Origin of the sequence: Microlunatus sp. GCM10028923 (assembly GCF_042666975.1) — a bacterium.
Taxonomy (GTDB): domain Bacteria; phylum Actinomycetota; class Actinomycetes; order Propionibacteriales; family Propionibacteriaceae; genus Microlunatus.
This window is the reverse complement of sequence record NZ_JBHTFF010000015.1, coordinates 176,294-201,717: the sequence shown is the minus strand read 5'-3', so window position 1 is coordinate 201,717 and position 25,424 is coordinate 176,294. Positions and strand designations below refer to the sequence as shown.

Sequence of the window (25,424 nt, the reverse complement as noted above, 5' to 3'; positions counted from 1 at the left end):
GTAAGGGTCGACCCCGACCGGTCCGGCACTGCCAGGCACGGCGCCGAGGGGAGAGAATGGGCTATGACAACCGCCAAGGCCAAGGATGGTTCGACGGTGTCCCTGACCGGGAAGAGCATCACCTCGTCAACCAAGACCGAGACGACCACGATCGCCCTGTCCGCGATCCACACCGTCAGCTACAAGGTCCACGAAGGCTGGGCCACCACCCATCAACTGGTGATCACCTTCGGGAACGAGACGACGAACTGGGACGGCGCGAGCTACGTGACCAGTCGCGGCTATCGGGACTGGTACTTCGCCAACAAGTACGCCGACCAGGTGCGCCTGATGCACGACGCGATCCAGCGCGCCATCAGCTGACCGGGGCGCCGAGGTTCCGGGCACCGGCAACGAGACTCCGCGGATCGGTCGATCCTTCGACCTCAGCTGGTCGCGCTGCCGTAGTTGCGGACCCCGCGGTTCCAGACGATCACCGCCAGTACCGCGCCGATCGCGGCGACCGCGGCGCCGGCGGCGACCCAGGCCGGTGACCAGGCGCCGACCAGGACACCGGCCGGTGCGGTGGCCAGGAAGGCGACCGGCAGGATCGTGGTGAGCAGGCGGAGCGGCGGGTTGAGCATGCTGGTGGGGTAGCCGCCGAGTTGCCAGAGTGCGTCGTAGGCGACGTCGAGGTTGAACCCGAGGGCCCAGAAGACCGAGGTCGCGATCAGGCATCGGGTGGCCCACATGATCACGGTCGCGGCGACGACCAGGACCAGCCAGCCGGCGATCGTGGCCGGGCCGGGTGGGGTCGGCCGGGAGCCGGCGGTGATCACGACGACGACGAGGCCGAGCGCCGCCTGGGTCAGGGCGATCGGTGCGGCTCCGCCGAGGCTGGCCAGGAAGATCGACGGCGCCGGCTGGGTCAGGACCGCATCGAACCGGCCGTCCGCGACCTGGCCGCCGTAGAAGCGCAGGTTGGGTTCGACCAGCGCCTGGCGCAGGCCGGAGATCAACTGGAAGGTGCCGAGCAGGCACACCGCCTCGGTCACCGTGAACCCGCCGAGCTGGTCGGTTCGGGTGAACACCGCGAGCAGGGCTCCGAGGGAGCCGACCAGGGCGACCAGGGTGCGGACGATCTCGAACGCCAGATCGGCGCGGTAGGCGACCTGTCGCCGCAGGGACAGGGAGAACAGCAGGGCGTAGAGCCGGATCAGTCGCATCATGATCATTTCCTCAGGCGCCGACAGCGGTGAACACGCGCAGGCCGCGGCGCCAGGTGAGGGCGGCGACCATGATCAGGACCAGTAGCCAGCCGGCCTGGATCGCGTAACCGGCCAGCAGTTGCGGCCCGGTCAGCACTCCGGCGCCGATCTCGCCGGGCAGCCCGAGCATCGGCCAGAACGGCAGCCACCGGCCGATCTCCGCGAACGTGGGCGGCAGCAGGAACAGCGGTGCCGCGATCCCGCCCAGCAGCGCGATCCCGGTGTCGCCGAACGACACCAGGGCGGACGCCCGGTCGGTCCAGAAGGCGGTCATGGCGAGGGTGACCGTGAACAGGAAGCGCATGATCCCGGCGATGATCACGGCGGGTACGGCGAGCAGGACGTCGCCGGCCCGCAACGGCAGCCCGGCGGTGACCGCCACCAGCAGCAGCACCGGAAGGCCGAAGATCCCGTGCCAGAACCGGAGTCCGAGGTTCGCGCCGGCGGCGCTGATGATCACCGGCAGCGGCACCAGCAGCCGGTCCACGATGGTGCCGTCGAAGATGCTGTTGCTCAGCGTGTGGTCCTCGTAGCTGACGGTGAGCAGCTGCACGGCCAGCACCATGAAGAAGTAGCCGCGTACCGCCGACGAGTCCGGCATCACCGCGGTCCAGAGCAGCAGCCCGATCAGCGGCCCGATCGCCTGGTTGATCACCAGGGTGAACAGGAACGAACGCCAGCTCCACTGCTGCAGCGAGTGCTCCCAGGCGGAGATCGCCAGGTGCTTGATCAGCCTCATCGCGGGTCGCCCTCGCGGTAGAACCGGTCCAGGACGAGTTCCAGCGGCGGATCGACGACGGAGACGTCGGTCGGCCGGACCTCGGCGAGCAGTCGGGCCGCCACCTCCGGGACCCGGTCGCGGTCGACCCGCAGCGACACGCTGCCGTCGCGGTCGTCGACCAGTTCGCCGTACGCGGACCAGGCGACGTCCCGGCGGCCGTCGTGGCTGAGCCGGATCTCCTTCCAGCTGGCGAGACTGCGGGCCAGCGCCGGCAACGCGCCGTCGAACCGGAGCCGGCCGCGGTCGATCAAGATCACCCGGGAGCACAACGCCTCGACCTCGGCCAGGTAGTGGCTGGTCAAGATCACCGCGGCCCCGGTGGTCGCGGCGTAGCGGGCGACGAAGTCCCGGAACGCCAGCGCCGCCGACGCGTCCAGGCCGATCGTCGGCTCGTCCAGGAACAGCACCCGCGGCCGGTGCAGCAGGGCCAGCGCGAGGCCGGCCCGCATCCGCTGCCCGAGGCTGAGCGCCCGGACCTGCCGGTGCAGCAGGTCGCCCAGCCCGAGCAGGTCCTCCAGTTCGGCCAGGTGCGTCGTGTAGTCGGGCCGCGGGATCTCGTACAGCAACCGGCGGAACTGGAACTGGTCCTGCACGGTCAGCTCGGTCGCGCCGCCGATCGGCTGACTGCCGCGGAGCAGCGCGATCGAGGCGAGGAACGTACGCTCGCGGCGGCCGGGCCGGAAGCCGAGGACGGTCGCGGCGCCGGCGGTCGGTTGCAGCACTCCGGCCAGCAGCTTCATCGTGGTCGTCTTGCCGGCACCGTTCGGGCCGATCAGCCCGACCACCTGCCCGGCCGGGACCCGGAAGGACAGCCGGGTGACCGCCTCGACGGTCCGGAACTCGCGTCGGATCACCGACGCGAGAGCGGCCCGGAGCCCGCCGGCCCGGATCGGCACGCGGTAGGTCCGGGTCAGCTCCTCGACGATGATCACGTCGTCCGATGGGGGCGTCATGGCGGCAATGTAGGTTCCTCGACTCAGCTGCAAGCTTTCACCGAATCGCCGGCCTGACAGGTGTCGGCGGGGCGGCCTAACCTTGCATCCGTGGTCGAAGAAGCCGCGGCACCTTACCGGCCGGTGGACCTGGGCCGGGCGGTCGGGCTCGGGCCGTCCCAGATCCGGAACTACGAACGGCTGGGCTTCCTGCCCCCGGCGCACCGGACGGCGCACGGCTACCGGCGCTTCGGCGAGGAGCATCTGGACGCGCTGCGGACGGCGCGGGCCATGATCACGGGCTACGGCTGGCAGCGTGCCTGCGATGCCCTGGCCGCGGCGCACCGGGGCGACGCGACGACCGCGCTGGCGGTGTCCGACGAGCGGCACGCGTCCCTGCACGCCCAGCGGGAACAGGTGGCGCAGGCGCTGGACGCGCTGCGACGCACCCGCGGCCGGATCACGGCGCTGGCCGGGCTCCGGGTCTACCGCGGGCGGACGGTCGGGATCGGCGAGGCCGCCGCGGCCGTGGGTACGACAACCTCGGCGGTCCGCTACTGGGAGTCGCGCGGCGTGATCACCGCACAACGGGTCGCCGGCCGCCGCCGCTACGACTACCGGCTGCTCCAGCAGCTGCAGTTGATCAAGCTGCTGCGCGACATCCGGTACGGCTTCGACGCCATCGCCGTGGTCGTCCGTGACCTTGATCAATCCCCGGGAACCAAGGCGGTCGAGGCGCTGGAGGAACGCCGGGCCAGGGTCGAGCAGGCGTCCCGGGCGGCCGCCGTGGCCACCCGGGCCCTGCTGGACTACCTGGACCGGCTCGGGCTCTGACCGGTCAGAGCAGCGGCTTGACCTGCTCGCCGAGGAAGCGGACCAGACCGTCCAGGTCGGGCTCGTCCTCGGTGGGCTGGAACACCACCGACGTGCAGCCGACCGCAGCCAGCCGGCGGACCGCCTCCGCGATCGCCGGCGCGTCACCCGCCACACCCAGCTCGGGGCTCGGCTCGCGTTGCCAGCGCGGCATCTCCGCGTCGAGTCGTTCCTGCGCGCCGGCGCCGGTCGTCACGATCAGTGACGCGACGATCGGGTGATCATCCGACGGCGCTGCGCTCTTGATCACCTGCGCCGCGGCGGCCACCTCGTCGACGGAGAGCGGGGAGGCGAGCATGGTGCCGTCGCCCAGCTCGCCGCACAGGGCCAGCGACTTGGGGCCGGTGCCGCCGAGCAGCAGCGGGACCCGGCGCTGCGGCGGCCAGTCGAGCTTGACCTGGTCGAGCTTCACGTACCGCCCGTCGGTGCTGACCTCCTCGCCGTCCAGCAGGGCCCGCAGCGCGAGGGCGTACTCCCGGAGCAGGGTCAGCGGCGACGCGACCCGGCCGCCGACCTGCCCCATCCATGACTGCACGCCGTGACCGATTCCGGGCAGGAAACGGCCGGGGAAGGCCCGGTCGAGGGTGGCGATCTCCATCGCGGTCAGGGCGACGTTGCGCAGCGGAGCCGGCATCAGGCCGAGCGCGACGGTGATCCGTTCGGTGGCGCCGAGGGCGATCGCGGAGCCGGCCACGCCGCTCTCCTTGAAGCAGTCCTCCCACATCCAGAGCTCGTCCAGCCCCGCGGCCTCCGCCGTCGCGGCCAGCGGCCGGAATCGCTCCGGCGGGAGGGTCGGGACGAAGGCGAGACCGAGTTTCGGCTGATCAGTGGTCATGCCGGCCATCCTGACCGAGCGGACTGACAGCCGGCCGCGCGGGTCGCCCCAGTAGCCTTTCCGCCATGACGACCTTCGCCGTACGACTCGTGTTCGACCGCGACGACGCCGCCCGGCTCGAGGTGCGGCCCAAGCACCGCGAGTACCTCACCTCGCTGGCCGCCGCCGGCCGGCTCCGGCTGGCCGGGCCGTTCGCCGATCAGAAGGGCGCCCAGCTGGTCTACGAGGTCGCGGACCGCGCCGAGCTCGACGCGGTGCTCGCGGCGGACCCGTACTTCGACCGGCCCGAGCCGGTGGCGACCGTCGAGGAGATCCGGGAGTGGGCCCTGCTGCCGCTCTGAACGTCGGCGTCAGGGCCAGGACGGGTCCGACTCGGCAGAGTCCGGGCGGGCGCCGCGGCCGTCGCGGACGCGGCTGATCATGGTCATCAGGTGGTAGACGACGATCGCGGCGATGCTGCCCAGCGCGATGCCGGCGACGCTCAGGTTGCCGCCGGACAAGGTGAAGTCGCCGACGCCGATGATCAGCGCGACGGCGGCGGTGAACTGGTTGGCCGGCTTGCTGAAGTCGACCTTGTTGTCCAGCCAGATCTTCACGCCGATGATGCCGATCAGTCCGTACAGGGCCGTCGTGACGCCACCGAGCACGCCCGCCGGCACGGTGTTGATCACCGCGCCGAGCTTGGGTGACAGGCCGAGCGTGATCGCGACCAGACCGGCCACCCAGTAGGCGGCGGTCGAGTAGACCCGGGTGGCCGCCATGACCCCGATGTTCTCGCCGTACGTCGTCGTACCGGACCCGCCGCCGGAGCCGGCGATCATGGTCGCCAGGCCGTCCGCGATCAGGGCCCGGCCGGTCAGCTTGTTGACGCTGGGATCGGTCAGCTGGGCGACGCCGCGGACGTGGCCGACGTTCTCGGCGACCAGGGCCAGCACCACCGGCAGGAAGGCCGGGATCACCAACCAGACGGCGGGTTCGGCGAACGGGTTCGCCGGCGCCTGCAGCTGCGGCAGCCCGACCCACGGGGCCGCGGCCACAGCGGAGAAGTCGACCTCGCCGCGGATCACGGCGGCCAGATAGCCGACGATCACGCCGACGAAGATCGACAACCGGCCGATCAGCCCGCGGAACAGGACGGCGGTGATGATCACCGCGAACAAGGTGATCAAGGCGGTGACCGGTGCTGCCTCGAAGTTGTTCTTGGCCGCCGGAGCAAGGTTGAAGCCGATCAGGGCGACGATCGCCCCGGCCACCACCGGCGGCATCAGCGCGTCGAGCCAGCGGGTCCCGGCCAGCTGGACGACCACGCCGATGATCAACAGCAGCAGTCCGACGGCGATCACGCCGAGCAGCGCCGACGGCTGGCCGTGGCTCGCGGTGGCGGCGGTGATCGGAGCGATCAGGGCGAACGAGGAGCCGAGGTAGCTGGGCAGCCGGTTCCGGGTGATGATCAGGAACAGCAGGGTGCCGATGCCGGAGAAGAGCAGGGTGGTGCTCGGCGGGAAGCCGGTCAGGACCGGAACCAGGAACGTCGCGCCGAACATGGCCACCACGTGCTGGGCGCCGATGCCGATCGTGCGCGGCCAGGTCAGCCGTTCCTCCGGCCGGACGATCGCGTCGGCGGCCACCGCCCGTCCTTGTCCGTGCAGGGTCCACGGCAGTCGCATGTGTCTTTCCTCCCCGTCTGCTGGCTTCCCGGACCGTACACCGAGCGGGTCGGTCGGCACTAGACGGAAGGGCGGAGGCGGGCCAGCGCCGTCCGGATCTTCTCCGCGTAGTGGGCTCGGCCGGGGGCGTTGCCGATGCTGTCGTGCCAGGCGAGGTGTGGGATCGACTGCGAGATCACGGCCTGGGCGAGCCGCTCCCGGAACTCCGGGTCCGGGGTGATCCCGTAGCCGGTCAGGATCGCCTCGAAGTCCGGCTCCGGGTACTTCGTGGACGTCATGGCGAGATCACCGATCCTGCTGCCGCCGTGCCAGAGGCCCCAGTCGATCACGCCGCGTACCGCCAGCTCGTCGTCGACGAAGACGTGGGCGCCGTGCAGGTCGCCGTGGCAGAGCACCGCGTCGGTCCGGGGCGGAACGTCGGGCGAGCGGCGTACCTGATCGAGGGCCGCGCCGATCTCGGCAGCGGTCAGCTCGGCCGCCTCGAGGCTGGGCCGCTGGGCCTCCCGTTCCATGATCAGACTGTTTCGTACGTCGGTCGGATCGGGCCACCGGCCGGCCGCATCCGGGCGGCGCGGGCCCGGCGTCGCGACCGCATGGATCCGGGCCAGGACCCGGCCGACGTTGATCATGACGGCCCGGCGCCGGTCCGGGTCGAGGTCCGGCAGCACCTCGCCGAGCTGGCGGCCCGCTGCCTGCTCGACCACCATCGCGGAGCGCTCGCCCGCTTCGCTCGGGATCCCTGTCAGGATTAGGATGCGGGGGACCGGTACGCCGGCCGCGCGGGCCTGCTCCATCGCCCAGACCTCGGAGTCGAAGGTGCCGTCGCCGGGCTTGCGGATCCGGGCGAACACCGTCGCGCCGCCCGGCAGCGCGGCCCGGTGGACCTCGTTCTCGTCGCCGACCTTGAGCCGCTCGACCTGCTCGGGTGCGGTTCCGGTCGCCCTCGTGATCAACGCGACCAGCTCCGCTGGTGGTACCGCGAACCCGGCGTGCAGCCCGTCCAGGAATCCTTCGTCAGCCATGATCATCGCCTCCGTACCGGAATCCTTGCATCACGGGCCGTCGCGGCGAAAGGGACTATCCGGATCCGCCCGGCTGGTGAGCCGAGGCGGCGGTACGGTCCCGCCCGGCCAGGCTGGTCCGGCCGGCGATGATGACGACGACCATGCCGATCGTGGCCATGATCATCCCCGACCAGGCGGGCGCGGTCCAGCCGAACCCGGCGGCGATGCCGGCGCCGCCGATCATGATGCCGATCGCGTTCCCGAGGTTGAAGGCCGCGATGTTGGCGGCCGAGGCGATCGTCGGCGCGTCCGCCGCGAACCGGACCACCCTGGTCTGCAGGGCAGGCGTCGTGGCGAACCCGACGAAGCCCATGCAGAGCAGGAAGAACGCCACACCGATCATGCTTGACGCGGTCAGCGCGTAGCCGAGCAGGCTGATCGGCAGCAGGGTGGCGAAGATGATCAAGGAGCGGTCGAGGTTGCGGTCGGCGGCCCGGCCTCCGACGATGTTGCCGAGCACCAGCCCGACCCCGAACAGCACCTGCAGCAGCGGTACGGCGGCGGAGCTGAAGCCGGTGACCCGGGTGAGCAGCGGTTCGACGTAGGAGAAGGCGCCGATCAGCCCACCGAAGACCAGCACGGTGAACAGCAGGCTCAGGATCACCTGGCTACGGCGCAGCACCGCGAGCTGATCACGCAGCGGCAGAGCGGCGGTGTGGGTCGTGGACCGCGGGATCAAGATCATCACGCCGACCACGGCCAGCACACCGACGGCGCAGATCACCCAGAAGGCGGCCCGCCAGCCGGCCTGCTGACCGATGAACGTGCCGAACGGGACGCCGAGGACGTTCGCCACGGTCAGCCCACCGAACATCACCGCCACCGCGGAGGCCTGCCGTCGCGGCGACACCAGCGTGCCGGCCAGCACGGCGCCGATGCCGAAGAAGCCGCCGTGACAGAGGGCCGCGATGATCCGACCGGCCATGATCACCGGGTAGCTGGGTGCCCACGCCGACAGCACGTTGCCGACCATGAAGAAGCCGAGCAGGATGATCAACGCGGTCTTCGGCGGACGGCGGGACAGCGCGGCGGTGACGGCGAACGCGCCGACCACCACGGCCAGGGCGTACCCCGAGATCAGGTAGCCGGCGGCCGGAATGCTCACCTCGAGATCGGCGGCGACGTCGCTGAGCAGCCCCGAGATCACGAACTCGGTCAGGCCGATCCCGAAGCCGCCGGCGCTGAGCGCCAGCAGGCCCGGATGGAAGGTCCGTTCGACGTGTTGTTGGGTCTGGGTGACGGTTTCGGGCATGAAGGAACTCCTGGACGGCACCGAGGCGGTCGCCTTCGGGCGCGCGGGATCGGCCGGTCCGCTGGTCGCGGGCCGGTAGGGGTGGTGGTGGGTCAGCTCGTGATGGAGCGGCTGGCGAGCAGCCGGAGCGCCGCCTCGTCCGGCGAACCCGGCTGGGCGGTGTGGATCAGGAAGCGCTGGCCGTCGTCGCCGGGCACGTGCAGCACCTCGTAATCGAGATCGATCCGGCCGACCTCGGGATGGTGATAGCGCTTGCGGCCGCTGATGCACAGCTCGACCGGATGTTCCGCCCAGATCCGGGCGAAGTCGCGGCTGGCGACGGTCAGCTCGCCGATCAGCCGGGTCAGCGCCACGTCGCCGGGGAACTGCGCGGCGACGTAGTGGAGGCTGGCGACGGCAAGCTCGGCCTCGAACTCCCACTCCCGGTACAGGCTGCGGCTGGCTGGATCGAGGAACAACAGCCCGATCTTGTTCGGCCGCTGCGCCAGGTCGTCCGGCGCGTCGAACGGGAGGTGCGGTGCCAACAGGGCGTGGCCGAGGCGGTTCCAGGCGAGGATGTCGTGGCGGCGGCCGAGCAGGATCGCCGGCGCGTCCGCCATCGAGTCCAGCAGCCGGACCAATCCCTTCCTGGCCAGGCCTTCGTCATCCGGCTCGCGCAGCGCCGGGCGGGCTCCCCGGGCCAGCTCGAACAGGTGTGCCCGCTCGACCGCTGACAGCCGCAGGGCCCGGGCGACCGCATCCAGCACCTGGTCCGAGGCGTTGGTCGCGAGTCCCTGCTCGAGCCGGGTGTAGTAGGTCGACGAGACCCCGGCGAGTTCGGCGAGCTCCTCGCGCCGCAGCCCGGGCACCCGCCGCTGTCCGTACGTCGGCAGGGACACCTGGTCCGGCCGCAGCGCGGCCCGACGGGTCCGCAGGAAGGTGCCGAGGTCGCCCCCGACCGCCGTCCGATCGCCGAGTTGGTCCGCTGTGGTCATGCACCCATCATGCGCCGCCGGGTCGACCCGTTCCTGTCCCTGCCAGTGACAGGATCATGGCGCGGCCTGGGTACGCTCACGGAGCTGTGACGAGTAACGACGCCTGGCGCAAGCTCCTGAAGGACTACGAGGCCGGTCGCGGCAAGCCGGACTCGCTGGATCGGATCCTGGAATGGGATGCGCAACGTGAACTGATCGGTGATCTTGGTGGGCGGGACGTGCTCGACATCGGCTGCGGAGACGGGTCAAAGACGGTGGAGCTGGCCGCGGCCGGCGCGCGCAGCGTGGTCGGCATCGACATCGCCGGCCAGTTCGTCACTCCACCCGACCGGCTCGAGGTCAGCCTGCACCAGGGCGATCTTTCGGAGCTGGCAACCCATCCCGCACTCCGAGGCCGGCGCTTCGACATCGTCACGGCGCTGATGTCGCTCGGGTACGCCCGGGACACCGTCGCAACGCTGAAGGCCATTCGGGAGGCGCTCCGGCCGGGTGGTCACGTCGTGATCGCTCGCGCCCATCCGCTCCGGTTCGCCGTCGAACGGTCCGAGCAGCAGGGGATCGGCCTCGGTGACGCCTATCACCAGACGTCCCCCGTCACCTACCAGGCCGGCTGGAACGCGGAGGTCACCCTGACTCACCGAGCCGAGACCTTCGGGGCCATGATCAACGATCTTTCCGAAGCTGGTCTCTACGTCGACAGGGTGGTCGAGCCGCAACTGAGCGAGGAGGCGCGCCACCGCTACCCGCACAAGCAGGCGTGGTTGTCCCGCTACGTCGGGGTGATCTTGCTCAGGGCCCGAATCGTGCCTCGTTAAGGTACGGGAGCTCAGACCGGGGCGGTGGCGGCCCAGAGGGCGTGGGCGACCGGTCCGGCACCAAGATCATGAGTGCCGGTACGGTTCGTCAGGAAGACGTGACCATGCGGTGACCGGAAGATCATCGTGGTCGGATCCGGATTTCGTCGCCGCCAGCCACCGTGGGTCACTGCGCGATGCTCCGTCCTCGACAGCGGAATGAGCTTCTCGACTCGGGTCTGGCCGGGCGGACCGTTCGGTCGGTACGGATCCGCGTGATCAAGATCAAGATTCCGGGTCGCGGTCGACCACGGGAACACACTTCCTGGACAGCGCAGCATCGCCTGATCACGATGTCGGTTCGGGATCTCGTAGTCATCCACTGGCGGCGGCGCATCATTCAGATCAATCACCGGACGCACCACGACTCGATCATGACCCAGCCACTCACCGACCACACTCTTCAGAGTCGGCCCGACCTCGGGCACCCGGCAGACACCCTCACCCTGACTGAGGTCTTCGGCGGAGATGTGCACCACCACGGTCGAGGTCGGCAGCAGCAGACGCGGATCCAACCTCTCGACCAATCGCTGCACCGCCGCTTCGAAGATCACCGATTCCACATCCACCGCGGCCGGACGATCCCGGAGGGCTGGATGGACCTCGGACTCCTCGATCATCAAGTCTGGTTCGTCGTCCGGCGTCAACGCGGCGACAGCCTCGGCGAGCTCCTCGTCGAACAACTCCGGCTGCCGACGCTTCGCCCGCAATCGGGTGATCGCCGCGGCATCTCCCAACATTCCGAACGCCTCAGCACGCCGCTCGTCCGCGTTGCCCTCGCCCAGGCAGTCGGCGAGTTCCTGCACCCGCGCGTATAGCCGTTCCGCTGCAAGGGGTTCGAGCCTGCCGAAGACGCCTTTGAGGCCGTTGTCGTCGGTCTGCGACTTCCACACCCCGACCTGCTTACGCCGCTCCTCATACTCCGCCCGAGCCCGATCACCATCGATCCGCAAGATCGTCGCCTCGACCGCATCAAAGAGCTTCCCGGGCGGTTGCGTCCCGGCGAACCACGCCACCGCCCGGTCAATCTCGCCAGCTTGATCTTGGGAGAGACGGTGCGTCATCCGGGCCACCCGAAGCGCCTGCCACTCCTCCACCTCACAACCCATCACCTTCGCCCACAACAGGGGCAGTCGGTGACGAAGATCAAGAACATCACCGAGGAACAGCATCCCGGAGCTGGTGCTCTTTCCCAGCTTGGCGAACAACTCCGCCATCGCCAGATCATTGACCGCCGGCGTTCCTTCCCCACCTGGCCGGACCGCCCGCGCCAACCCGGGTCCGGTTTCCATGATCGTTTCCGCCGGATGGGCATCGGCCCAGGCTGCGACCCAGACCAGGAGTTCGTTCGCGACCGCGATCCGGGCACGCTTCAACCCGTCCACGGCCTTCAGGATGTCGCGACTGCCGTACCCAACAGCCTTCGACTCCAATGATTCGAACATAGAGCCTATTATAGTCAAGGAGTCGACAGAATGCCAACAAAACAAGGGATCTGTGGACACCTCCGGCCCGGCCTGTCGGCAGGCTCAGGGCATGGTGAGCGGTTGCAGCACGGGGCGCCGCGGAATGCCGAGCTGGCCCTGCGGGTCCGGTCGGGCGATCACAGCGCCAGTGCCGGGCCAGGGCTCGCCGCTGGCTGTCGCCGAGTCGCCAGAGCAGCCGGCCGAGCTGGGCGAGCAGTGAAAGCTGATCATGAGCGGCATGGTCAGCGGCCGATCGCGGAGAGCATCGGGATCCCGATGCCGTGCAGCCCGGTCAGGCCGGAGTCGCCGCAGAATCGCTGCCGCCGCGCCGAAGTCGCGGCCGGGACTGCAGTGTCGGCGGCGAGGCCTCTGCTGCCAACTGACTGGTCGATTCGGCCCCGATGATCAGTGAGCCGGCGGACACACCGGTTGGCCGGGTCGCCGTGGTCGCGAACCGTTCGGCTACGAGTTGATCTTGGTTGACCTGAGCGAGAGCCGCTACCGGACGCGATCAGCCGGGGCAGCTTCGGACGAGTCGGGGAGGAACTGGATGATCAACGAATCTTGGCGGAGATCGCGGTGTTGGCCGCCGCGGGGTGGCGCGGCGCAGCGGGGACGGGTTGGCGCAGCGGGGGAGACGGGTTGGCGCAGCCGAGGGTTGGTTGTACGGCGGCATTGGTTGCGCGGCCGGGCACCGGCACGGCTGTGACAGTTCGGTCGTGCTGATCGGCTGACTTGTGCGAGGAACGCAAGGGCGGGCGACGTGAACCGGGTCAACCGGTTCACGCCGCCCCGACGTCTGCGATGGCGGGTCTTCGTCGCCATGATCAGCTTCCTGCTCGCCCTCGAGGCGTGTGGCCCGGCGGCACCTTGGCCGACGCCGGCGTTCACCCGGGGATGACCAGCCGGCTCTCGTACGCGGCGATCACGAGCTGGGCGCGGTCGCGTGCGGCGAGCTTGCGGAGCAGTTGGCCGATGTGGGTCTTCACGGTGGCGGCGCTCAGATAGAGGTGATCGGCGATCTCGGTGTTGGAGAGGCCGCGGGCGATCAGGGTGAGCACCTCGCGTTCCCGGTCGGTCACGTCGTCCAGCCCGCGTACGGCCGCGGCGGGCGGCTGGCTGGCGAAGGTGGAGATCAGGCGGCGGGTCACGCTCGGGGCGAGCAGGGCGTCGCCGGCGGCGATCACCTTGATCGCGTTCAGCAGTTCGGCCGGCGGGGTGTCCTTGAGCAGGAAGCCGCTGGCGCCGGCCCGCAGCCCGGCGTAGACGTACTCGTCGAGATCGAACGTGGTCAAGATCAACACCCGGACGTCGGCCAGTTCCGCGCAGATCCGGCGGGTCGCCTCCAGGCCGTCCAGCTCCGGCATCCGTACGTCCATCGAGATCACGTCCGGCCTCAGGTCCAGCGCGAGCCGGACCGCCTCGGCGCCGGTGCCGGCCTCGCCGACCACGGCCAGCTCCGGTACGGTCTCGACCAGCACCCGGAAGCTCCCGCGCAGCAGGGCTTGATCATCGGCGATCAGCACCCGGATGGTCATGCCGCGACCAGCCGGGCGGTGTACGGCAGTCGGGCCGTGATCATGAATCCGCCGTGATCACCCGGTCCGGCGTGGAACGTCCCGTGGTGCAGGGCGATCCGTTCCCGCATCCCGATCAGCCCGTGACCGGGCGGCCGCGCTCCCCGTACCCCGGGGCCGTCGTCGGACACCTCGATCAGCAACTCACCCTGTTCACCGATCACCCGCACGGTGCAGCGGGCCGGCGCCGCGTGCCGGACGACGTTCGTCACCGCCTCCTGGACGATCCGGTACGCCGCCCGGCCGACATCCTCCGGCACGTCGTCCAGACCGCGGGTCCGGAACGCCACTTGAACTCCGGCAGCGGTCGCGGCTTCGCCGAGTTCGGGCAGCCGGTCCAGGGTCGGCGCGGGAGCAAGATCGGAATCGGCGGCGCCGGTGCGCAGCAGTTCGAGCAGGTGGCGGATCTCGTCGAGTGCTCCGCGGCCGCTCCGCTCGATCACCCGGAGCGCGTCGACCACCTCGTCCGGCCGCGTCTCCGCCACATGGGCCGCGACGCCGGCCTTGACCGTGATCAAGCTCAGGTTGTGCGCCACGATGTCGTGCAGTTCGCGGGCGATCCGGAGCCGTTCCTCGGTCACCGCGCGGGCGGCCGCCTGCTCGGCGGCCTTCGCCACATAGGCGCGCCGGTCCCGGACGGCCCGGCCGATCGTCCAGCCCGCGCCGATGATCGACAACGCCAGGATCACCGAACCGACGGCCTGCACGGCGGGCCCCGGCCAGGGCAGCACCGGCCAGGGCAGCACCGGACCGCCGCCCGCGGCGCTGAGCAGCAGGCCGAGCGCGCTCAGGGCACCGATCACCCGCGTCGGCACCCAGCGCAACCGGGGCAGCCGCAGCGCCGCGAGGTAGGCGATCACGGCCGCGGCGAGGACCGGGACGATGATCAGGAGACTCATGCCAGGAACGGTAGCCGCACCGGCCGGGCCTCAGCCCTGGGTCGGTCATCCCCGGCTCCGATGTCTGCCGGTACGTTCTCGGCCACGCTGGCCCACCATGAGACCTCGACGAAGTCTGATCGCCCTCGCGGTGGCGATGATCGCGCTGCCGGCCCTGGTGATCACCGCGAACACCGCGGCCGCCGAGCCGCAGCCGACGCTCGACTGGAAGCCCTGCCCGGACGACAAGATCGGGATGCAGTGCGCCGCGCTCGACGTACCGGTGGACTGGTCGAAACCGGACGGCCGCAAGCTCACCCTGCAGCTCGGCAAGCTGCCCGGCACCGGTCCGAAGCCGGCCGCGGGCTCCGTCCTGGTGGCGTACGGCGGGCCGGGCGGACCGGGCATCATGATCACCCGGCAGAACCCGGACGTCTGGAGTGAACTGCGCCGAACGATGGACGTGATCACCTGGGACACCCGCGGCTACGGGGCGCAGTTCAGCGGCACCAGCACCGGCCTGGACTGCAACTGGAGCCGCCACCCGGTGCCGCACCTACCGGCCGACGCGGCCGAGTTCGACCGGCTCGGCCGGGCCAACCTCGGCACCGCTTTTGCCTGTCGCAGCAGGGATCCCGAGCTCTTCGACCACCTCAGCTCGGCCGACCACGCCCGAGACCTGGAGGCGATCCGGGCCGCCCTCGCCGAGCCGCAGTTGAACTTCTACAGCGCCTCCTACGCCGGCTACTACGCGCAGGCCTACGCCCGGCTGTACCCGGACAAGGTGCGCACCATGGTGCTGGACGGCACGTTCAGCCACGCCACCGACGACTGGGACGCCGAACTCGACGCCCACGCGAAGCGCAACGAGACCACCTTGGGCCGCTTCTTCGACTGGTGCGAGGAGGACGAGGCCTGCGTGCTGCACGGGCGCAACGTCGAGCAGGCCTGGCAACGCCTGGTGAAGCAGGCGAATCGGGGCCCGGTCGCCGGGACGGTGGACGGCGTGACGTACCACTATGACGGCGTCGACCTGCGCGGCCTCGCGCTCGGCCTGGCCCGGCAGAAGCATTGGCCGGAACTTGCCGTGGCGATCCGGGACGCGGCCCGCGGGGACGCGAAGGGCTTCGTCCGGAAGCCGCCGGAGAGTCCCTATCCGGACGTGCCGACCGGCATCACCGAGTGCACCGACCTGCCCCGTTCCACCGACTACCGGACCTTGATCAAGACCGCCGCCCGGCTGGAGCGGGTCGCCCCGAACCTCGGCAGCGTCGGCACCATGCTGGCGAACGCGCTCACCTGCGCCGGCTGGCCGACCCCGGTGACCAACCCGCCGAGCCCGCTCCCGGACGGCCTGCCGCCGCTGCTCGGCGCCGGTGCCTGGGACGAGTACGACGCCATCGAACCCGTGTTGGACCAGGTGCCGGGCAGCGGTTCGATCCGGCACGACGACGCCGGTCACACCCTGTACGTGTTCAACGAGTGCGCCCGTACCTTGATCAACCGCTACTTCACCGACCGGGAGGTGCCCGCCCGCGGCACCGAGTGCTGACTGGTCTGCTCAGGAGGCGGTCCCGGGCGTTGACCCGGGACCGTCCCCGCGGTTAGCGTTGAAATCGATTTCGAGTCGATGTGGACCGAACCGAGGAGCTTCCATGGATCATGATCAACAACCTGCGGGCTGTTCCGGCCGGACCTGCTCGGGCGACTGCCCCCGCGCCAACCTCACCCGGCGCACCTTCCTGGCGCTGAGCGCCACCGGATTGGGTACGGCAGCGTCCCTCAACTCCTGGCCGGCGCACGCGGAACCGGAACCGGCCCAGCCGCCGAGCGGCAAGGAGCTGGCGGCCCTGACCGCGCGCGGGAAGCCGACCGAATACACCGGCGACGCGCTGCCCAAGATCGGGATGCCGGTCGGCGGCGGCTGCGCCGGCCAGGTGTTCCTCGCCGGCGACGGCCGGCTCTGGGCCTGGGACATCTTCAACCCGACCTCGTTCCCGCTCGGCGGCGCGGACTTCTCCGGCAGCAACTACGCCGACCCGCTGTCGGCCGACCAGCCCGGGGCGGCGCAGTTCCGGCAGGGCTTCGCCGTGCGTACGGAGAGCGGCGGGCAGACCCGGACCGTGACCCTGGACGCGGACGGGTTCGCCGAGGTCGGCTTCGTCGGGCAGTACCCCGTCGGCCGGGTGCGGTACGCCGACCCGGACTCGCCGATCACCGTCGGCCTGGAAGCCTACGCGCCGTTCGTCCCGCTGGCCGTCGACGATTCCACGCTGCCGGCGACGATCATGGCCTACACGCTGCACAACCCGGGCACCGCGACGGTCCGGGCCACCGTGCTCGGCTATGCGGAGAACCCGGTCTGCCTGGACAGCCGGCGCAGCCAGCCGACGTTGCTCCGTACCGCCGGCTTCGACCGCGGCTTCGAGTTCACCGCCGCCGATGATCATTCCGCCGAGGGCGAGGACATCCTCTTCGAGGACTGGGAGTCCGACGGCTTCGGCGACTGGACGGTGACCGGCGACGCGTTCGGCGACGGGCCGGTCAGTCAGACCGAGCTGCCCAACCTGGTCAAGCGGTTCGGCGATCTCAACCTGTCCGGCACCCGGTTCGTCACCTCGTACGCGTTCCGGGCCGGCGGCGACGGTGACGCGGCCACCGGAACCCTGACCAGCAAGGAGTTCCCGGTCGAACGGCGCTACGTCGCGGTCGCGCTGAGCGGCGGTGATCACGCCGGCAAGACCTGCGTCGACGTGATCATCGACGGCGAGGTGGTGGCCACCGTGCCCGGTGACAACAGCGAGCCGATGATCACCCGCTTCCTCGACCTGAACGATCATCAGGGCAAGACCGCGACGATCCGGATCGTCGACGCCGTGACCGGCGCCTGGGGCCACGTCAGTTGCGACGCGATCTGGTTCACCGACCGTGCCGACGTCCTGTTCGAGGACTGGGAGGACGGCTACCAGGACTGGACGGCCACCGGCACCGCGTTCGGCGACGGCCCGGTCACCGCGGCCGAGACGCCGGACGGTTTCCGGCGCGCGTTCGGGGTCCGTACCGAGCTGAACGTCAAGGGCAAGTTCGTCACCTCGTACAACTTCCGCGAGGACGGCGACCCGGACCGGCACCAGGGAACCCTGACCAGCAAGGAATTCACGATCGACCGCCGGTTCGTTACCGCCTGGGTCGGCGGCGGCAGCCACCGCGGCGAGACCTGCTTCGACGTGATCATCGACGACGAGGTGGTGGCCACCGCGACCGGCACCGACATCGAGCCGGTGACCGCCGTCTCGATGGACGTCGGACGCTTCCGCGGCAAGAAGGCCAAGATCAGACTGGTCGACAGCAACACCGGCGGCTGGGGCCACGTCAACGTCGACCGGATCATCTTCAGTGACCGGCCGATCCGGCGGCTCCCGGTCCCGGAACGGCCCGACGGCGGCAGCTTCGCCCTGGCCTCGCTCGACCCGGGCGCCAAGATCAGGCCGTCGGTGGCCCTTCGGCAGGCTCCGGGCGCGGTCGACCCGGACGCGTTGTTCGATGCTCCGGACGGCCCGGCCGAGGTGGACGGTGCGACGGCCCAGTTCGGCACGGTGGCGACCATGATCACGCTCGCGCCGGGGGAGCGGCGCACGGTCCGCTTCGCCTACGGCTGGCACTTCCCGGTCCCGCAGCGGGAGCTGTTCGCCGAGCTGGTCGGCGCGGCCACCCTGCGCCGCGAGTACGGCAAGCGGTTCGACTCCGCCAAGGCTGTCGTCCAGCACGTCGCCCAGGAGGCGGGCCGGCTGTCCGAGCAGACGCTGGCCTTCGTCAAGACCTGGTACGAGGACTCGACGCTGCCGCACTGGTTCCTCGAACGGACCCTGGCCACGGCGTCGACGCTCGCCACCAGCACCTGCTACCGGTTCGACGATGGCCGCTTCTACGCCTGGGAGGGCACGTACTGCTGTGCCGGCACCTGCCAGCACGTCTGGAGCTACGGGCAGGCGATCGGCCGGCTGTTCCCGGAGCTGGAGCGGGACACCCGGCAGCGAGTCGATCTTGGTATCGCGTTCCGGGACACCGGTGAGATCGGCAACCGGGGCGAGTGCGGCGACGCCTCGACCTCGTTCGCGGACGGGCAGTGCGGCACCATCCTCCGGTTCTACCGGGAACACCAGATGAGTCCCGACACCGCCTTCCTGGACAAGAACTGGGCCAAGATCAAGAAGGCCACCGAGTACGTGATCACGGCCCGCGACGGGGCCGGCGGCGACAAGATCGACGGCATCTTCCGGGGCAGCCAGTGGAACACCCTGGACACCGAGTGGTTCGGCGAGGTGCCCTGGCTGAGTGGGCTCTACGTCGCGGCACTCCGGGCCGCCGCCGCGCTCGCGAAGGAGGCCGGTGACGACGCCGCGGCCGACCGCTACAGCAAGATCGCCGCGTCCGGTTCCGATCACCTGGCCGGCAAGCTGTTCAACGAGGACTACGGCTACTTCGTGCAGAAGACCGATCCCGATCATCCTTCGGTGAACAGCAACCGCGGCTGCCACATCGACCAGCTCTACGGGCAGGCCTACGCCGCCCAGCTCGGGCTGCCCCGGGTCTTCGACGGCGAGCAGTCCAAGACGGCGCTGGGCAGCGTCTACGCCAACAACTTCCTGGCCGACCCGGGTTCGTACCGGCCGCCGGGGGTGAACCCGGGCCGGGTCTACGCCACCAAGGACGAACCGGGCGTGATCATGACCACCTGGCCGCACGGTGGCTCGGCCGACTCCGGCGGACTGATGTATTTCAACGAGGTGTGGACCGGGCAGGAACACCAGTTCGCGGCGCACCTGTTCGCCGAGGGGATGACCGCCGAGGGACTGGCGGTGACCAGGGCCGTCTACGACCGCTACCACGGCAGCAAACGCAACCCGTACAACGAGATCGAGGCCAGCGACCACTACGCCCGGGCCATGATGAGCTTCGGTGTCTACCTGGCCGCGATCGGGTACGAGCACCACGGGCCGAAGGGGCATCTCGGCTTCGCCCCGCGGTTCGGGGCGGACGACTTCCGGTGCGCCTTCACAGCGGCCGGCGGCTGGGGCTCGTACCGGCAGACCCGGCGCGGCCGGCGGCTGGTCGCCGACATCGAGGTCAGGTACGGCGAACTGACGCTGAAGACGCTGGCCTTCCAGGCGAAGGAACCGGTCCACCTGGTCACCGTGCGGTACGGCGGCCGCCGGGTCGCCGCCGAGGTCGAGGCGGACGGCACCCGGGCCGTGGTGACCCTGGCCAAGAAGGTCACGATCCCGGCCGGCCACACGCTCCAGGTGGAACTGACCTGACCGGACGGAATTCGCCACCGCCGCCGCGCGACCGGTAGCATGCACGGCAGTCGACGGCAGTCCGCCGACTCACCAGCACGTTCACATTTCATTCTGGGTAAGAGGGTTCACACGTGGGTTCGGTCATCAAGAAGCGTCGCAAGCGGATGGCGAAGAAGAAGCACCGCAAGCTGCTCAAGCGGACGCGCATCCAGCGTCGTCGCGCCGGCAAGTAGTTGCCGTAGGAGTTCAGGGCCGGGAACCCAGCTGAGGTCAGGGGGTACGCCGCGATGACCACGGTCATGATCACTGGCGTGTCCCGCGACCTCGCGGCGCGTTTCGCCCGGTCACAGGCCGCCGACGCGGACGTCACGGTGGTCGGCGTCGATGTCGTACCGCCGCGGCATGATCTCGGCCGGGCCAGTTTCGTACGAGCCGACATTCGTGCCCCGATCATCGCCAAGGTGATCGCGGCGCACGAGGTCGAGGTCGTCGTGCACATGGCTGTGCTGGCCAGCCCCGGCCGGGTCGGTGGCCGCTCCTCGATGAAGGAGATCAACGTCATCGGCACCATGCAGCTGCTCGCTGCATGCCAGCAGGCGTCCAGCGTCCGCAAGCTGGTGGTGCAGGGATCCGTGTCGGTGTACGGATCCTCACCCCGCGACCCGGCCCGGTTCACGGAGGGCATGGGGCCGCGGACGACGCTGCGCAGCGGTTTCGGCAAGGACTCGGCGGAGGTCGAGTCCTATGTCCGCGGGTACGCCCGGCGGCGCGAGGACGACATCGTCACGACGCTCCGGCTGGCCCCGCTGATGGGTGCCGGCGTGGACAGCACCATCACTTCCTATCTGGCGCTGCCGGTGGTGCCGAAGGTGGCCGGCTTCGACGCCAGACTGCAGTTCCTGCACCCGGCCGACGCCGTCGAGGCCCTGCTCACCGTGACCCGGTCCGACCTGCCGGGGACGTACAACGTGGGCGCCGACGACGTACTGCTGCTCAGCCAGGTGCTGCGCCGGCTCGGCCGCCCCTGGGTCGAGGTGCCCCGGCCGGCCGGACCGTTGCTCGCCGGCCTGGCCCGGCGGATCGGCTTCACCGACATCTCCGACGAACAACTCGACGTGCTGACCTACGGCCGGGTGATGGACTGCTCCCGGTTCGCCGAGGCGGCGGACTGGCGGCCTTCGTACGGCTCGGTCGAGGCACTCACCGATTGGGCCCAGGCGCTGGGGCCGGGACTGCTCGGCCCGGAGCGGGCGGACGGCCTGCTCGATGCCGCGGCCGGATTGCTGACGGGAGGCCGAGCCGATGGACGCTGAGCCCGAACCGACCGGCCCGGACGCCGAGATCTACGACTTCGCGCCGCGCCCCAGGTCCAAGCCCGACCCCGATCCCGACCCGGACGACCGGGCGGACGAACCGGCCGGCTCGCTGCTGGACGGGCTGCGCCGGACCGCGGCCGGGCTGGCCCAGTGGGCGGGCGCCGAATGGGTGGCGGCGGTCGAGCAGGCGGCGGAGTTCGCCCGGTCCCGGCTGCACGGCGACTACCCGACCGACCAGTTCGGTTTCGATCCGGAGTTCACCACCAAGGTCTACCTGCCGCTGCTGCGGCCGCTGGTGCGGCACTGGTTCCGGGTCGAGGTACGCGGAGCGGACCGGCTGCCGGCCGACGGTGCCGCGCTGCTGGTGTCCAACCACGCCGGCGCCCTGCCGCTGGACGGGATGGTGCTGCAGTCCGTCGTGTACGACGAGATCGGCCGGCACGTCCGCTCGCTCGGCGCGGACCTGATCTTCGCGACGCCGTACTCGCACGACCTGGCCCGGAAGACCGGCACCACGCTGGCCTGCGCCGAGGACGCCGAGCGGCTGCTGGACGCCGGCGAGCTGGTCGCCGTGTTCCCGGAGGGTTTCAAGGGCCTCGGCAAGCTCTACACCGACCGGTACCGGCTGCAGCGGTTCGGCCGCGGCGGGTTCGTCTCGGCGGCGGTCCGGGCCCAGGTGCCGATCGTGCCGATCTCGATCGTCGGGTCGGAGGAGATCTATCCGATCCTGGGCAAGGCGCCGGTGCTGGCCCGGGCCCTCGGGCTGCCGTACTTCCCGCTCACGCCGACCTTCCCGTGGTTCGGTCCGCTCGGCGCGATTCCCTTGCCCAGCAAGTGGATCATCGAGATCGGCACCCCGATCCCGACCGATCAGATCGCGCCCGCCGCCGCGGACGACCCGACCGTGATCTTCAACGTCACCGACCAGGTCCGGGAGACCATCCAGCAGACCCTGCACGCGCTGCTGGTCCGCCGGCCCGGCATCTTCTGATCATGCCCGATCTTCTGATCATGCCCGGCCACCGATGATGTACGGGCCGATCGCGGTGATCTTGATCGCCGTCGGGGTGTTCCTGGGCCTGATCCTGCGGTACGTCGACCGCGCCGGTGATCATCGGCCGGCCCACGAGCAGGCCCGCGGCTTCGGCCTGGTCGGCGCCGGGGCGGCCATCACGCTCGGCGGGCTGGTCCTGATCGTCGGGGTGCTGGCGCCGCCGAACGGGACCGCCGAGACCCTCGGCGTGCTGGCCGTGTTCGGCTTCGTGCTCTATCTGGTGATCGCCGGGACGGTGATCATGGTCTCCGGCCGGGTGGTCCGGTGGTCCTGGGGCGAGAAGGCGATCTGGGGCGATCGTGGCTCAGCGGCGCCGCAGCATCCGCCGTACCGCCAGTCCGGCGGAGACGGCGCCGGTCACCCCGCCGACCACCGCGGCCCCGATCAGCCCTAGCCGGATCGCCCGGCGGCCGCTGCGGAAGTCGCGGATCTGCCAGTCCAGTTCCTCGGCGTGCTCGCGCAGCCGCCCGTCCGGGTTCACCGCGCACGGGTGCCCGACCGAGGACAGCATCGGCAGGTCGTTGAACGAGTCCGAGTAGGCGAAGCAGCGGGCCAGGTCGAGATCCTGGGTGACGGCCAGCTCCCGTACCGCATCGGCCTTGGCGGTGCCGTGCAGCAGGTCGCCGCGCAGCTTGCCGGTGTAGACGCCGTCGGCGTGCTCCGCCACCGTGCCGAGGGCACCGGTCAGGCCGAGCCGGGTCGCGATGATCGTCGCCACCTCGATCGGCGCCGCGGTGACCAGCCAGACCTGCTGGCCGACGTCGAGATGCACCTGGGCCAGCGCCCGGGTGCCGGGCCAGATCCGGCGCGCGATCGACTCGTCGTAGATCTCCTCGCCGGCCGCCTGCACGTCGATCACCCGGTGCCCCGCGATGAACGACAGCGCCGCCGACCGGGCGTCGGCGATATGTTCCGGGTTCTCCCGGCCGACCATCCGGAAGTACGTCTGCAGCCAGAGCCCCTTGACGATCAACCGGGTCGGGAAGAATCCGCGCCGGTACAGGCCCTTGGCCAGGTGGAACAGCGAGGCGCCCTGGATCACCGTGTTGTCCAGGTCGAAGAACGCCGCGGCCCGGGGATCGGGACCGATCACCGGGGGCGGCGGTGCAGCGACGGATCGCCGCTGCTCTGAGCGAGACACGGCGACCACCCTAGCTGCAAGGAAGCCGTGCCTGCCCGGGCGCGGAGCGGAGCGAGGTCCAAGGGGGTCGTCCCGCTTGCTTTCGAAATCCGTGTGCAACACTCGGCGACGTGGGAGAGTCCGACGACCTGCGCAACCTGGCCGACCTGCTGACCGCACGGGCGGAGCAGGCGCCGGATGTCGTTGCGGTACGGGACGCGGGCTCCGACGGACTGACCTGGGCCGAGGTGGATCGCCGGGTCACCTCGACCGCCGCCGGGCTGTCCGCGGCGGGGCTGGTCGCCGGGCAGCGGGTGCTGATCGCGCTGCCGAACTCGGTCCGGCTGGTCACCGACTACCTGGCCTGCCTGCGCGCCGGGCTGGTCGCGGTGCCGGTCGATCCTCGTACCGCCGACGACGAGCGCGCCCGGCTGGCCGAGCGGGTCGGGGCCCGGCTGGTGCTGACGCCGGACTCCGATCATGACCGCGGCGGGAACGCCATCGTGGTCCCGCCGCCGGACCCGGACTCGCTCGCCGTGCTGCTGCGCACGGCGGCCACGTCGGCCGAGGCGAAGATCGCGATGATCAACCACCGGTCCCTGCTGCTGCCCGCCCGGGAGCTGGCCCGGGCCGGCCTGGTGACGGCGGGCGACACGGTGCTGGCGGCGCTGCCGCTCTGGCACGTGTACGGGCTCGGCGTGGTGATCGGCGGCTGGCTGGCCAGTGGCTGCCGGCTGATCATCACCGGCCACGATGCCGGACCGGAACTGGCCGAGGCTGTCGCGGCCGACGGGGTGACCGTGCTGCCGGTGGTGCCGGCGCTGCTGGAGCGGCTGCTCCGGGCCCCGGACCTGGCCGACCGGCTGCGCGGCGTCCGTACCATCCTGTCGGCGGCGGCTCCGCTGTCGGTCGACCTGGCCGACCGGTTCACGGCGGCCAGCGGACGCCGGGTCGAGTCCGGCTACGGGCTGACCGAGGCCGCCGGCGGGGTCACCACGACGCTGCGCCCGGACGGCTCCGGCGGCACCGGTCACCGGATCGGGCATGTCGGCCACCCGATGCCGGGCGTCGAGGTACGGATCGGCGACGGCTCCGATCCCGGCGAACCGGACCGGATCCGGATCCGGTCCGCGCAACTGTTCGCCGGCTATTGGCCGGACGGTGCCGGTGGCCCCGACGCCGAGGGCTGGTACGACACCGGCGACCTCGGCTACCTGGCCGACGGCGAGCTCTACCTGGTCGAGCGCAGCCGCGAGTTGATCATGGTCGACGGGTTCGGCGTCTATCCGGCCGAGGTGGAACGGATCATCGCCGAGCTCGACGGCGTGCTGGAGGCGGCCGTGATCGGCGACCCGTCCGGCATGATCGCGTTCGTGGTCACCGGACCCGAGCTGGACCGAGACCGGATCGCCGAGCACTGTGCCGGCCTGTTGCCGAAGTTCAAGCGTCCGGCGTCGATCCGGCTGGTCGACGCCCTGCCGCGCGGAGTGACCGGGAAGGTGCAGAAGTCGGTCCTGCGACGGCTCATCGACCAAGATCAGGAGACGTCGCGTGGCTGACCAACCGAGGGTGCGGGTGCTGGTCCGGGAGAACTGCCACCTCTGCGAGGAGGCGGTCGCGGTGATCACCGCGGTCTGCGCCGAGACCGGTGATCAGTGGACCCTCGAGGACGTCGACGCGGATCCGGACCTGGTCCGCCGCTATACCGACCAGGTGCCGGTGACGTTCGTCGACGGCGCCCAGCACGACTTCTGGCGGGTCGACCCGGACCGGCTCCGGGCCGCCCTCTCAGCCGGCTAGTCCACTCATCCCGGCAGCACCGCCGCCACCGCGGCCACCTCGATCAACGCGCCCGGGACACCGAGCCCGGCCACGACGGCCGCGGTGACCAGCGGCGGCGCCCCGTCCCGGGCGAGCTTCGGCGCGATCGCCCCGTAGGCGGCGCCGAGGTCGACCCCTTCCTTGATCAACACAGTCCAGGTGATCACGTCGCCGAGCGAGGCGCCGGCCGCCGCCAGCGCCGTCGCCACGTTGTCGACCGCCCGCCGGGACTGCTCGGCGACGTCGTCGGACACCACCGCTCCGGTCTGGTCGATGCCGTTCTGGCCGCCGACGTAGATCGTGGTCGCCTGGGGCGGCACCACCGCGACATGGCTGAAGGCCGGGCTCGCGACGAGGCCCTCGGGCTGCAACAGAGTGAGTTCCATGATCACCATCCTTCCCGGCAACCCTGA

At 70.7% G+C, this 25,424-nt stretch carries 26 protein-coding genes; 12 read left to right on the top strand and 14 right to left on the bottom strand.

Annotated features, from left to right (window positions below):
- Window positions 1–63 precede the first annotated feature (63 nt).
- A complete protein-coding gene (locus ACFQU4_RS30130) occupies window positions 64–363 on the top strand; it encodes a hypothetical protein (protein WP_377499259.1) in 300 nt (99 codons plus the stop codon).
- Window positions 364–425: 62 nt separating this feature from the next.
- On the opposite strand, the gene ACFQU4_RS30125 is transcribed toward ACFQU4_RS30130, so the two are convergent.
- The 3 genes from ACFQU4_RS30125 to ACFQU4_RS30115 are packed head-to-tail and all read right to left on the bottom strand — an operon-like array spanning window position 426 to window position 2,981.
- Entirely contained in the window at window positions 426–1,208 is a 783-nt protein-coding gene (locus tag ACFQU4_RS30125; protein ID WP_377499257.1) for an ABC transporter permease, read from the bottom strand.
- Between the two features lie 10 nt (window positions 1,209–1,218).
- Window positions 1,219–1,986: an ABC-2 family transporter protein gene (locus ACFQU4_RS30120; RefSeq protein WP_377499255.1), complete on the bottom strand. Its 768-nt coding sequence runs from the start codon at window positions 1,984–1,986 to the stop codon at window positions 1,219–1,221.
- The gene (locus ACFQU4_RS30115; RefSeq protein ID WP_377499252.1) at window positions 1,983–2,981 is read right to left on the bottom strand and encodes an ATP-binding cassette domain-containing protein; all 999 of its coding nucleotides are present in this window, start codon (window positions 2,979–2,981) and stop codon (window positions 1,983–1,985) included. Before ACFQU4_RS30115 ends, ACFQU4_RS30120 begins: the two co-directional genes overlap by 4 nt.
- Window positions 2,982–3,071: 90 nt before the next feature.
- Between ACFQU4_RS30115 and ACFQU4_RS30110 the strand changes: the two genes are divergently transcribed.
- A complete protein-coding gene (locus ACFQU4_RS30110) occupies window positions 3,072–3,794 on the top strand; it encodes a MerR family transcriptional regulator (RefSeq protein WP_377499250.1) in 723 nt (240 codons plus the stop codon).
- A 4-nt stretch (window positions 3,795–3,798) separates the two neighbouring features.
- Here the strand turns inward: ACFQU4_RS30110 and ACFQU4_RS30105 are convergent, their stop codons facing one another.
- Entirely contained in the window at window positions 3,799–4,668 is an 870-nt protein-coding gene (locus ACFQU4_RS30105) for an LLM class flavin-dependent oxidoreductase (RefSeq protein ID WP_377499248.1), read from the bottom strand.
- A gap of 65 nt (window positions 4,669–4,733) precedes the next feature.
- Between ACFQU4_RS30105 and ACFQU4_RS30100 the strand changes: the two genes are divergently transcribed.
- A complete protein-coding gene (locus tag ACFQU4_RS30100; protein ID WP_377499246.1) occupies window positions 4,734–5,009 on the top strand; it encodes a YciI family protein in 276 nt (91 codons plus the stop codon).
- Between the two features lie 9 nt (window positions 5,010–5,018).
- Here the strand turns inward: ACFQU4_RS30100 and ACFQU4_RS30095 are convergent, their stop codons facing one another.
- The 4 genes from ACFQU4_RS30095 to ACFQU4_RS30080 form a co-directional block, all read right to left on the bottom strand.
- Window positions 5,019–6,335 (bottom strand): uracil-xanthine permease family protein, encoded by a 1,317-nt coding sequence (locus tag ACFQU4_RS30095; protein ID WP_377499244.1) that lies wholly within the window; start codon window positions 6,333–6,335, stop codon window positions 5,019–5,021.
- 59 nt (window positions 6,336–6,394) lie between these two features.
- Window positions 6,395–7,363, bottom strand: coding sequence for a phosphotransferase family protein (locus tag ACFQU4_RS30090; protein ID WP_377499242.1), 969 nt, complete (start codon window positions 7,361–7,363; stop codon window positions 6,395–6,397).
- A gap of 49 nt (window positions 7,364–7,412) precedes the next feature.
- Window positions 7,413–8,651: an MFS transporter gene (locus ACFQU4_RS30085; protein WP_377499240.1), complete on the bottom strand. Its 1,239-nt coding sequence runs from the start codon at window positions 8,649–8,651 to the stop codon at window positions 7,413–7,415.
- Between the two features lie 92 nt (window positions 8,652–8,743).
- Complete coding sequence (locus tag ACFQU4_RS30080; RefSeq protein WP_377499238.1) at window positions 8,744–9,625, bottom strand: helix-turn-helix domain-containing protein; 882 nt, start codon at window positions 9,623–9,625, stop codon at window positions 8,744–8,746.
- Window positions 9,626–9,711: 86 nt separating this feature from the next.
- Between ACFQU4_RS30080 and ACFQU4_RS30075 the strand changes: the two genes are divergently transcribed.
- On the top strand, window positions 9,712–10,440 hold the full coding sequence (locus ACFQU4_RS30075) for a class I SAM-dependent methyltransferase (protein ID WP_377499236.1): 729 nt from the start codon (window positions 9,712–9,714) through the stop codon (window positions 10,438–10,440).
- An 11-nt stretch (window positions 10,441–10,451) separates the two neighbouring features.
- On the opposite strand, the gene ACFQU4_RS30070 is transcribed toward ACFQU4_RS30075, so the two are convergent.
- The 4 genes from ACFQU4_RS30070 to ACFQU4_RS30055 form a co-directional block, all read right to left on the bottom strand.
- On the bottom strand, window positions 10,452–11,984 hold the full coding sequence (locus tag ACFQU4_RS30070; RefSeq protein WP_377499234.1) for a hypothetical protein: 1,533 nt from the start codon (window positions 11,982–11,984) through the stop codon (window positions 10,452–10,454).
- A gap of 24 nt (window positions 11,985–12,008) precedes the next feature.
- Complete coding sequence (locus ACFQU4_RS30065) at window positions 12,009–12,176, bottom strand: hypothetical protein (protein ID WP_377499232.1); 168 nt, start codon at window positions 12,174–12,176, stop codon at window positions 12,009–12,011.
- A gap of 656 nt (window positions 12,177–12,832) precedes the next feature.
- Window positions 12,833–13,483, bottom strand: a complete 651-nt coding sequence (locus ACFQU4_RS30060; RefSeq protein WP_377499230.1) for a response regulator — start codon at window positions 13,481–13,483, stop codon at window positions 12,833–12,835.
- Window positions 13,480–14,421, bottom strand: coding sequence for a sensor histidine kinase (locus ACFQU4_RS30055; protein ID WP_377499228.1), 942 nt, complete (start codon window positions 14,419–14,421; stop codon window positions 13,480–13,482). The genes ACFQU4_RS30060 and ACFQU4_RS30055 overlap by 4 nt, the downstream gene beginning before the upstream one ends.
- Window positions 14,422–14,518: 97 nt before the next feature.
- Between ACFQU4_RS30055 and ACFQU4_RS30050 the strand changes: the two genes are divergently transcribed.
- The 6 genes from ACFQU4_RS30050 (at window position 14,519) to ACFQU4_RS30025 (ending at window position 22,464) form a co-directional block, all read left to right on the top strand.
- The gene (locus ACFQU4_RS30050; protein WP_377499226.1) at window positions 14,519–15,952 is read left to right on the top strand and encodes an alpha/beta fold hydrolase; all 1,434 of its coding nucleotides are present in this window, start codon (window positions 14,519–14,521) and stop codon (window positions 15,950–15,952) included.
- Window positions 15,953–16,055: 103 nt separating this feature from the next.
- Entirely contained in the window at window positions 16,056–19,718 is a 3,663-nt protein-coding gene (locus ACFQU4_RS30045; protein WP_377499223.1) for a GH116 family glycosyl hydrolase, read from the top strand.
- Between the two features lie 113 nt (window positions 19,719–19,831).
- Window positions 19,832–19,933 carry a 30S ribosomal protein bS22 gene (locus ACFQU4_RS30040; protein WP_042842924.1) on the top strand — a complete coding sequence of 34 codons (102 nt, stop codon included), beginning with the start codon at window positions 19,832–19,834 and terminating at the stop codon, window positions 19,931–19,933.
- 54 nt (window positions 19,934–19,987) lie between these two features.
- The gene (locus ACFQU4_RS30035) at window positions 19,988–21,013 is read left to right on the top strand and encodes an NAD-dependent epimerase/dehydratase family protein (protein WP_377499221.1); all 1,026 of its coding nucleotides are present in this window, start codon (window positions 19,988–19,990) and stop codon (window positions 21,011–21,013) included.
- Window positions 21,003–22,007, top strand: a complete 1,005-nt coding sequence (locus ACFQU4_RS30030; protein WP_377499219.1) for a lysophospholipid acyltransferase family protein — start codon at window positions 21,003–21,005, stop codon at window positions 22,005–22,007. The genes ACFQU4_RS30035 and ACFQU4_RS30030 overlap by 11 nt, the downstream gene beginning before the upstream one ends.
- A 34-nt stretch (window positions 22,008–22,041) precedes the next feature.
- Window positions 22,042–22,464 (top strand): hypothetical protein, encoded by a 423-nt coding sequence (locus ACFQU4_RS30025; protein ID WP_377499217.1) that lies wholly within the window; start codon window positions 22,042–22,044, stop codon window positions 22,462–22,464.
- Here ACFQU4_RS30025 and ACFQU4_RS30020 read toward each other — a convergent pair.
- On the bottom strand, window positions 22,375–23,211 hold the full coding sequence (locus tag ACFQU4_RS30020; RefSeq protein WP_377499215.1) for an HAD family hydrolase: 837 nt from the start codon (window positions 23,209–23,211) through the stop codon (window positions 22,375–22,377). The genes ACFQU4_RS30025 and ACFQU4_RS30020 overlap by 90 nt on opposite strands.
- A 110-nt stretch (window positions 23,212–23,321) precedes the next feature.
- On the opposite strand from ACFQU4_RS30020, the gene ACFQU4_RS30015 reads away from it, so the two are divergent.
- Together ACFQU4_RS30015 and ACFQU4_RS30010 are read left to right on the top strand one after the other, a co-directional pair.
- Window positions 23,322–24,749, top strand: a complete 1,428-nt coding sequence (locus tag ACFQU4_RS30015; RefSeq protein WP_377499213.1) for a class I adenylate-forming enzyme family protein — start codon at window positions 23,322–23,324, stop codon at window positions 24,747–24,749.
- Window positions 24,742–24,990 (top strand): glutaredoxin family protein, encoded by a 249-nt coding sequence (locus ACFQU4_RS30010; RefSeq protein ID WP_377499211.1) that lies wholly within the window; start codon window positions 24,742–24,744, stop codon window positions 24,988–24,990. Before ACFQU4_RS30015 ends, ACFQU4_RS30010 begins: the two co-directional genes overlap by 8 nt.
- 5 nt (window positions 24,991–24,995) lie before the next feature.
- Here ACFQU4_RS30010 and ACFQU4_RS30005 read toward each other — a convergent pair whose 3' ends face one another.
- Window positions 24,996–25,397 carry a RidA family protein gene (locus ACFQU4_RS30005; protein ID WP_377499209.1) on the bottom strand — a complete coding sequence of 134 codons (402 nt, stop codon included), beginning with the start codon at window positions 25,395–25,397 and terminating at the stop codon, window positions 24,996–24,998.
- Window positions 25,398–25,424: the final 27 nt, after the last annotated feature.

Coding starts and splice junctions, on each gene's coding strand:
- ACFQU4_RS30100 (WP_377499246.1), top strand. CDS start 4,734: ATGACGACCTTCGCCGTACGACTCGTGTTCGACCGCGACGACGCCGCC.
- ACFQU4_RS30095 (WP_377499244.1), bottom strand. CDS start 6,335: ATGCGACTGCCGTGGACCCTGCACGGACAAGGACGGGCGGTGGCCGCC.
- ACFQU4_RS30050 (WP_377499226.1), top strand. CDS start 14,519: ATGAGACCTCGACGAAGTCTGATCGCCCTCGCGGTGGCGATGATCGCG.
- ACFQU4_RS30045 (WP_377499223.1), top strand. CDS start 16,056: ATGGATCATGATCAACAACCTGCGGGCTGTTCCGGCCGGACCTGCTCG.
- ACFQU4_RS30035 (WP_377499221.1), top strand. CDS start 19,988: ATGACCACGGTCATGATCACTGGCGTGTCCCGCGACCTCGCGGCGCGT.
- ACFQU4_RS30115 (WP_377499252.1), bottom strand. CDS start 2,981: ATGACGCCCCCATCGGACGACGTGATCATCGTCGAGGAGCTGACCCGG.
- ACFQU4_RS30130 (WP_377499259.1), top strand. CDS start 64: ATGACAACCGCCAAGGCCAAGGATGGTTCGACGGTGTCCCTGACCGGG.
- ACFQU4_RS30125 (WP_377499257.1), bottom strand. CDS start 1,208: ATGATGCGACTGATCCGGCTCTACGCCCTGCTGTTCTCCCTGTCCCTG.
- ACFQU4_RS30060 (WP_377499230.1), bottom strand. CDS start 13,483: ATGACCATCCGGGTGCTGATCGCCGATGATCAAGCCCTGCTGCGCGGG.
- ACFQU4_RS30080 (WP_377499238.1), bottom strand. CDS start 9,625: ATGACCACAGCGGACCAACTCGGCGATCGGACGGCGGTCGGGGGCGAC.
- ACFQU4_RS30090 (WP_377499242.1), bottom strand. CDS start 7,363: ATGATCATGGCTGACGAAGGATTCCTGGACGGGCTGCACGCCGGGTTC.
- ACFQU4_RS30030 (WP_377499219.1), top strand. CDS start 21,003: ATGGACGCTGAGCCCGAACCGACCGGCCCGGACGCCGAGATCTACGAC.
- ACFQU4_RS30055 (WP_377499228.1), bottom strand. CDS start 14,421: ATGAGTCTCCTGATCATCGTCCCGGTCCTCGCCGCGGCCGTGATCGCC.
- ACFQU4_RS30065 (WP_377499232.1), bottom strand. CDS start 12,176: ATGATCAGCTTTCACTGCTCGCCCAGCTCGGCCGGCTGCTCTGGCGAC.
- ACFQU4_RS30005 (WP_377499209.1), bottom strand. CDS start 25,397: ATGGAACTCACTCTGTTGCAGCCCGAGGGCCTCGTCGCGAGCCCGGCC.
- ACFQU4_RS30085 (WP_377499240.1), bottom strand. CDS start 8,651: ATGCCCGAAACCGTCACCCAGACCCAACAACACGTCGAACGGACCTTC.
- ACFQU4_RS30120 (WP_377499255.1), bottom strand. CDS start 1,986: ATGAGGCTGATCAAGCACCTGGCGATCTCCGCCTGGGAGCACTCGCTG.
- ACFQU4_RS30025 (WP_377499217.1), top strand. CDS start 22,042: ATGATGTACGGGCCGATCGCGGTGATCTTGATCGCCGTCGGGGTGTTC.
- ACFQU4_RS30105 (WP_377499248.1), bottom strand. CDS start 4,668: ATGACCACTGATCAGCCGAAACTCGGTCTCGCCTTCGTCCCGACCCTC.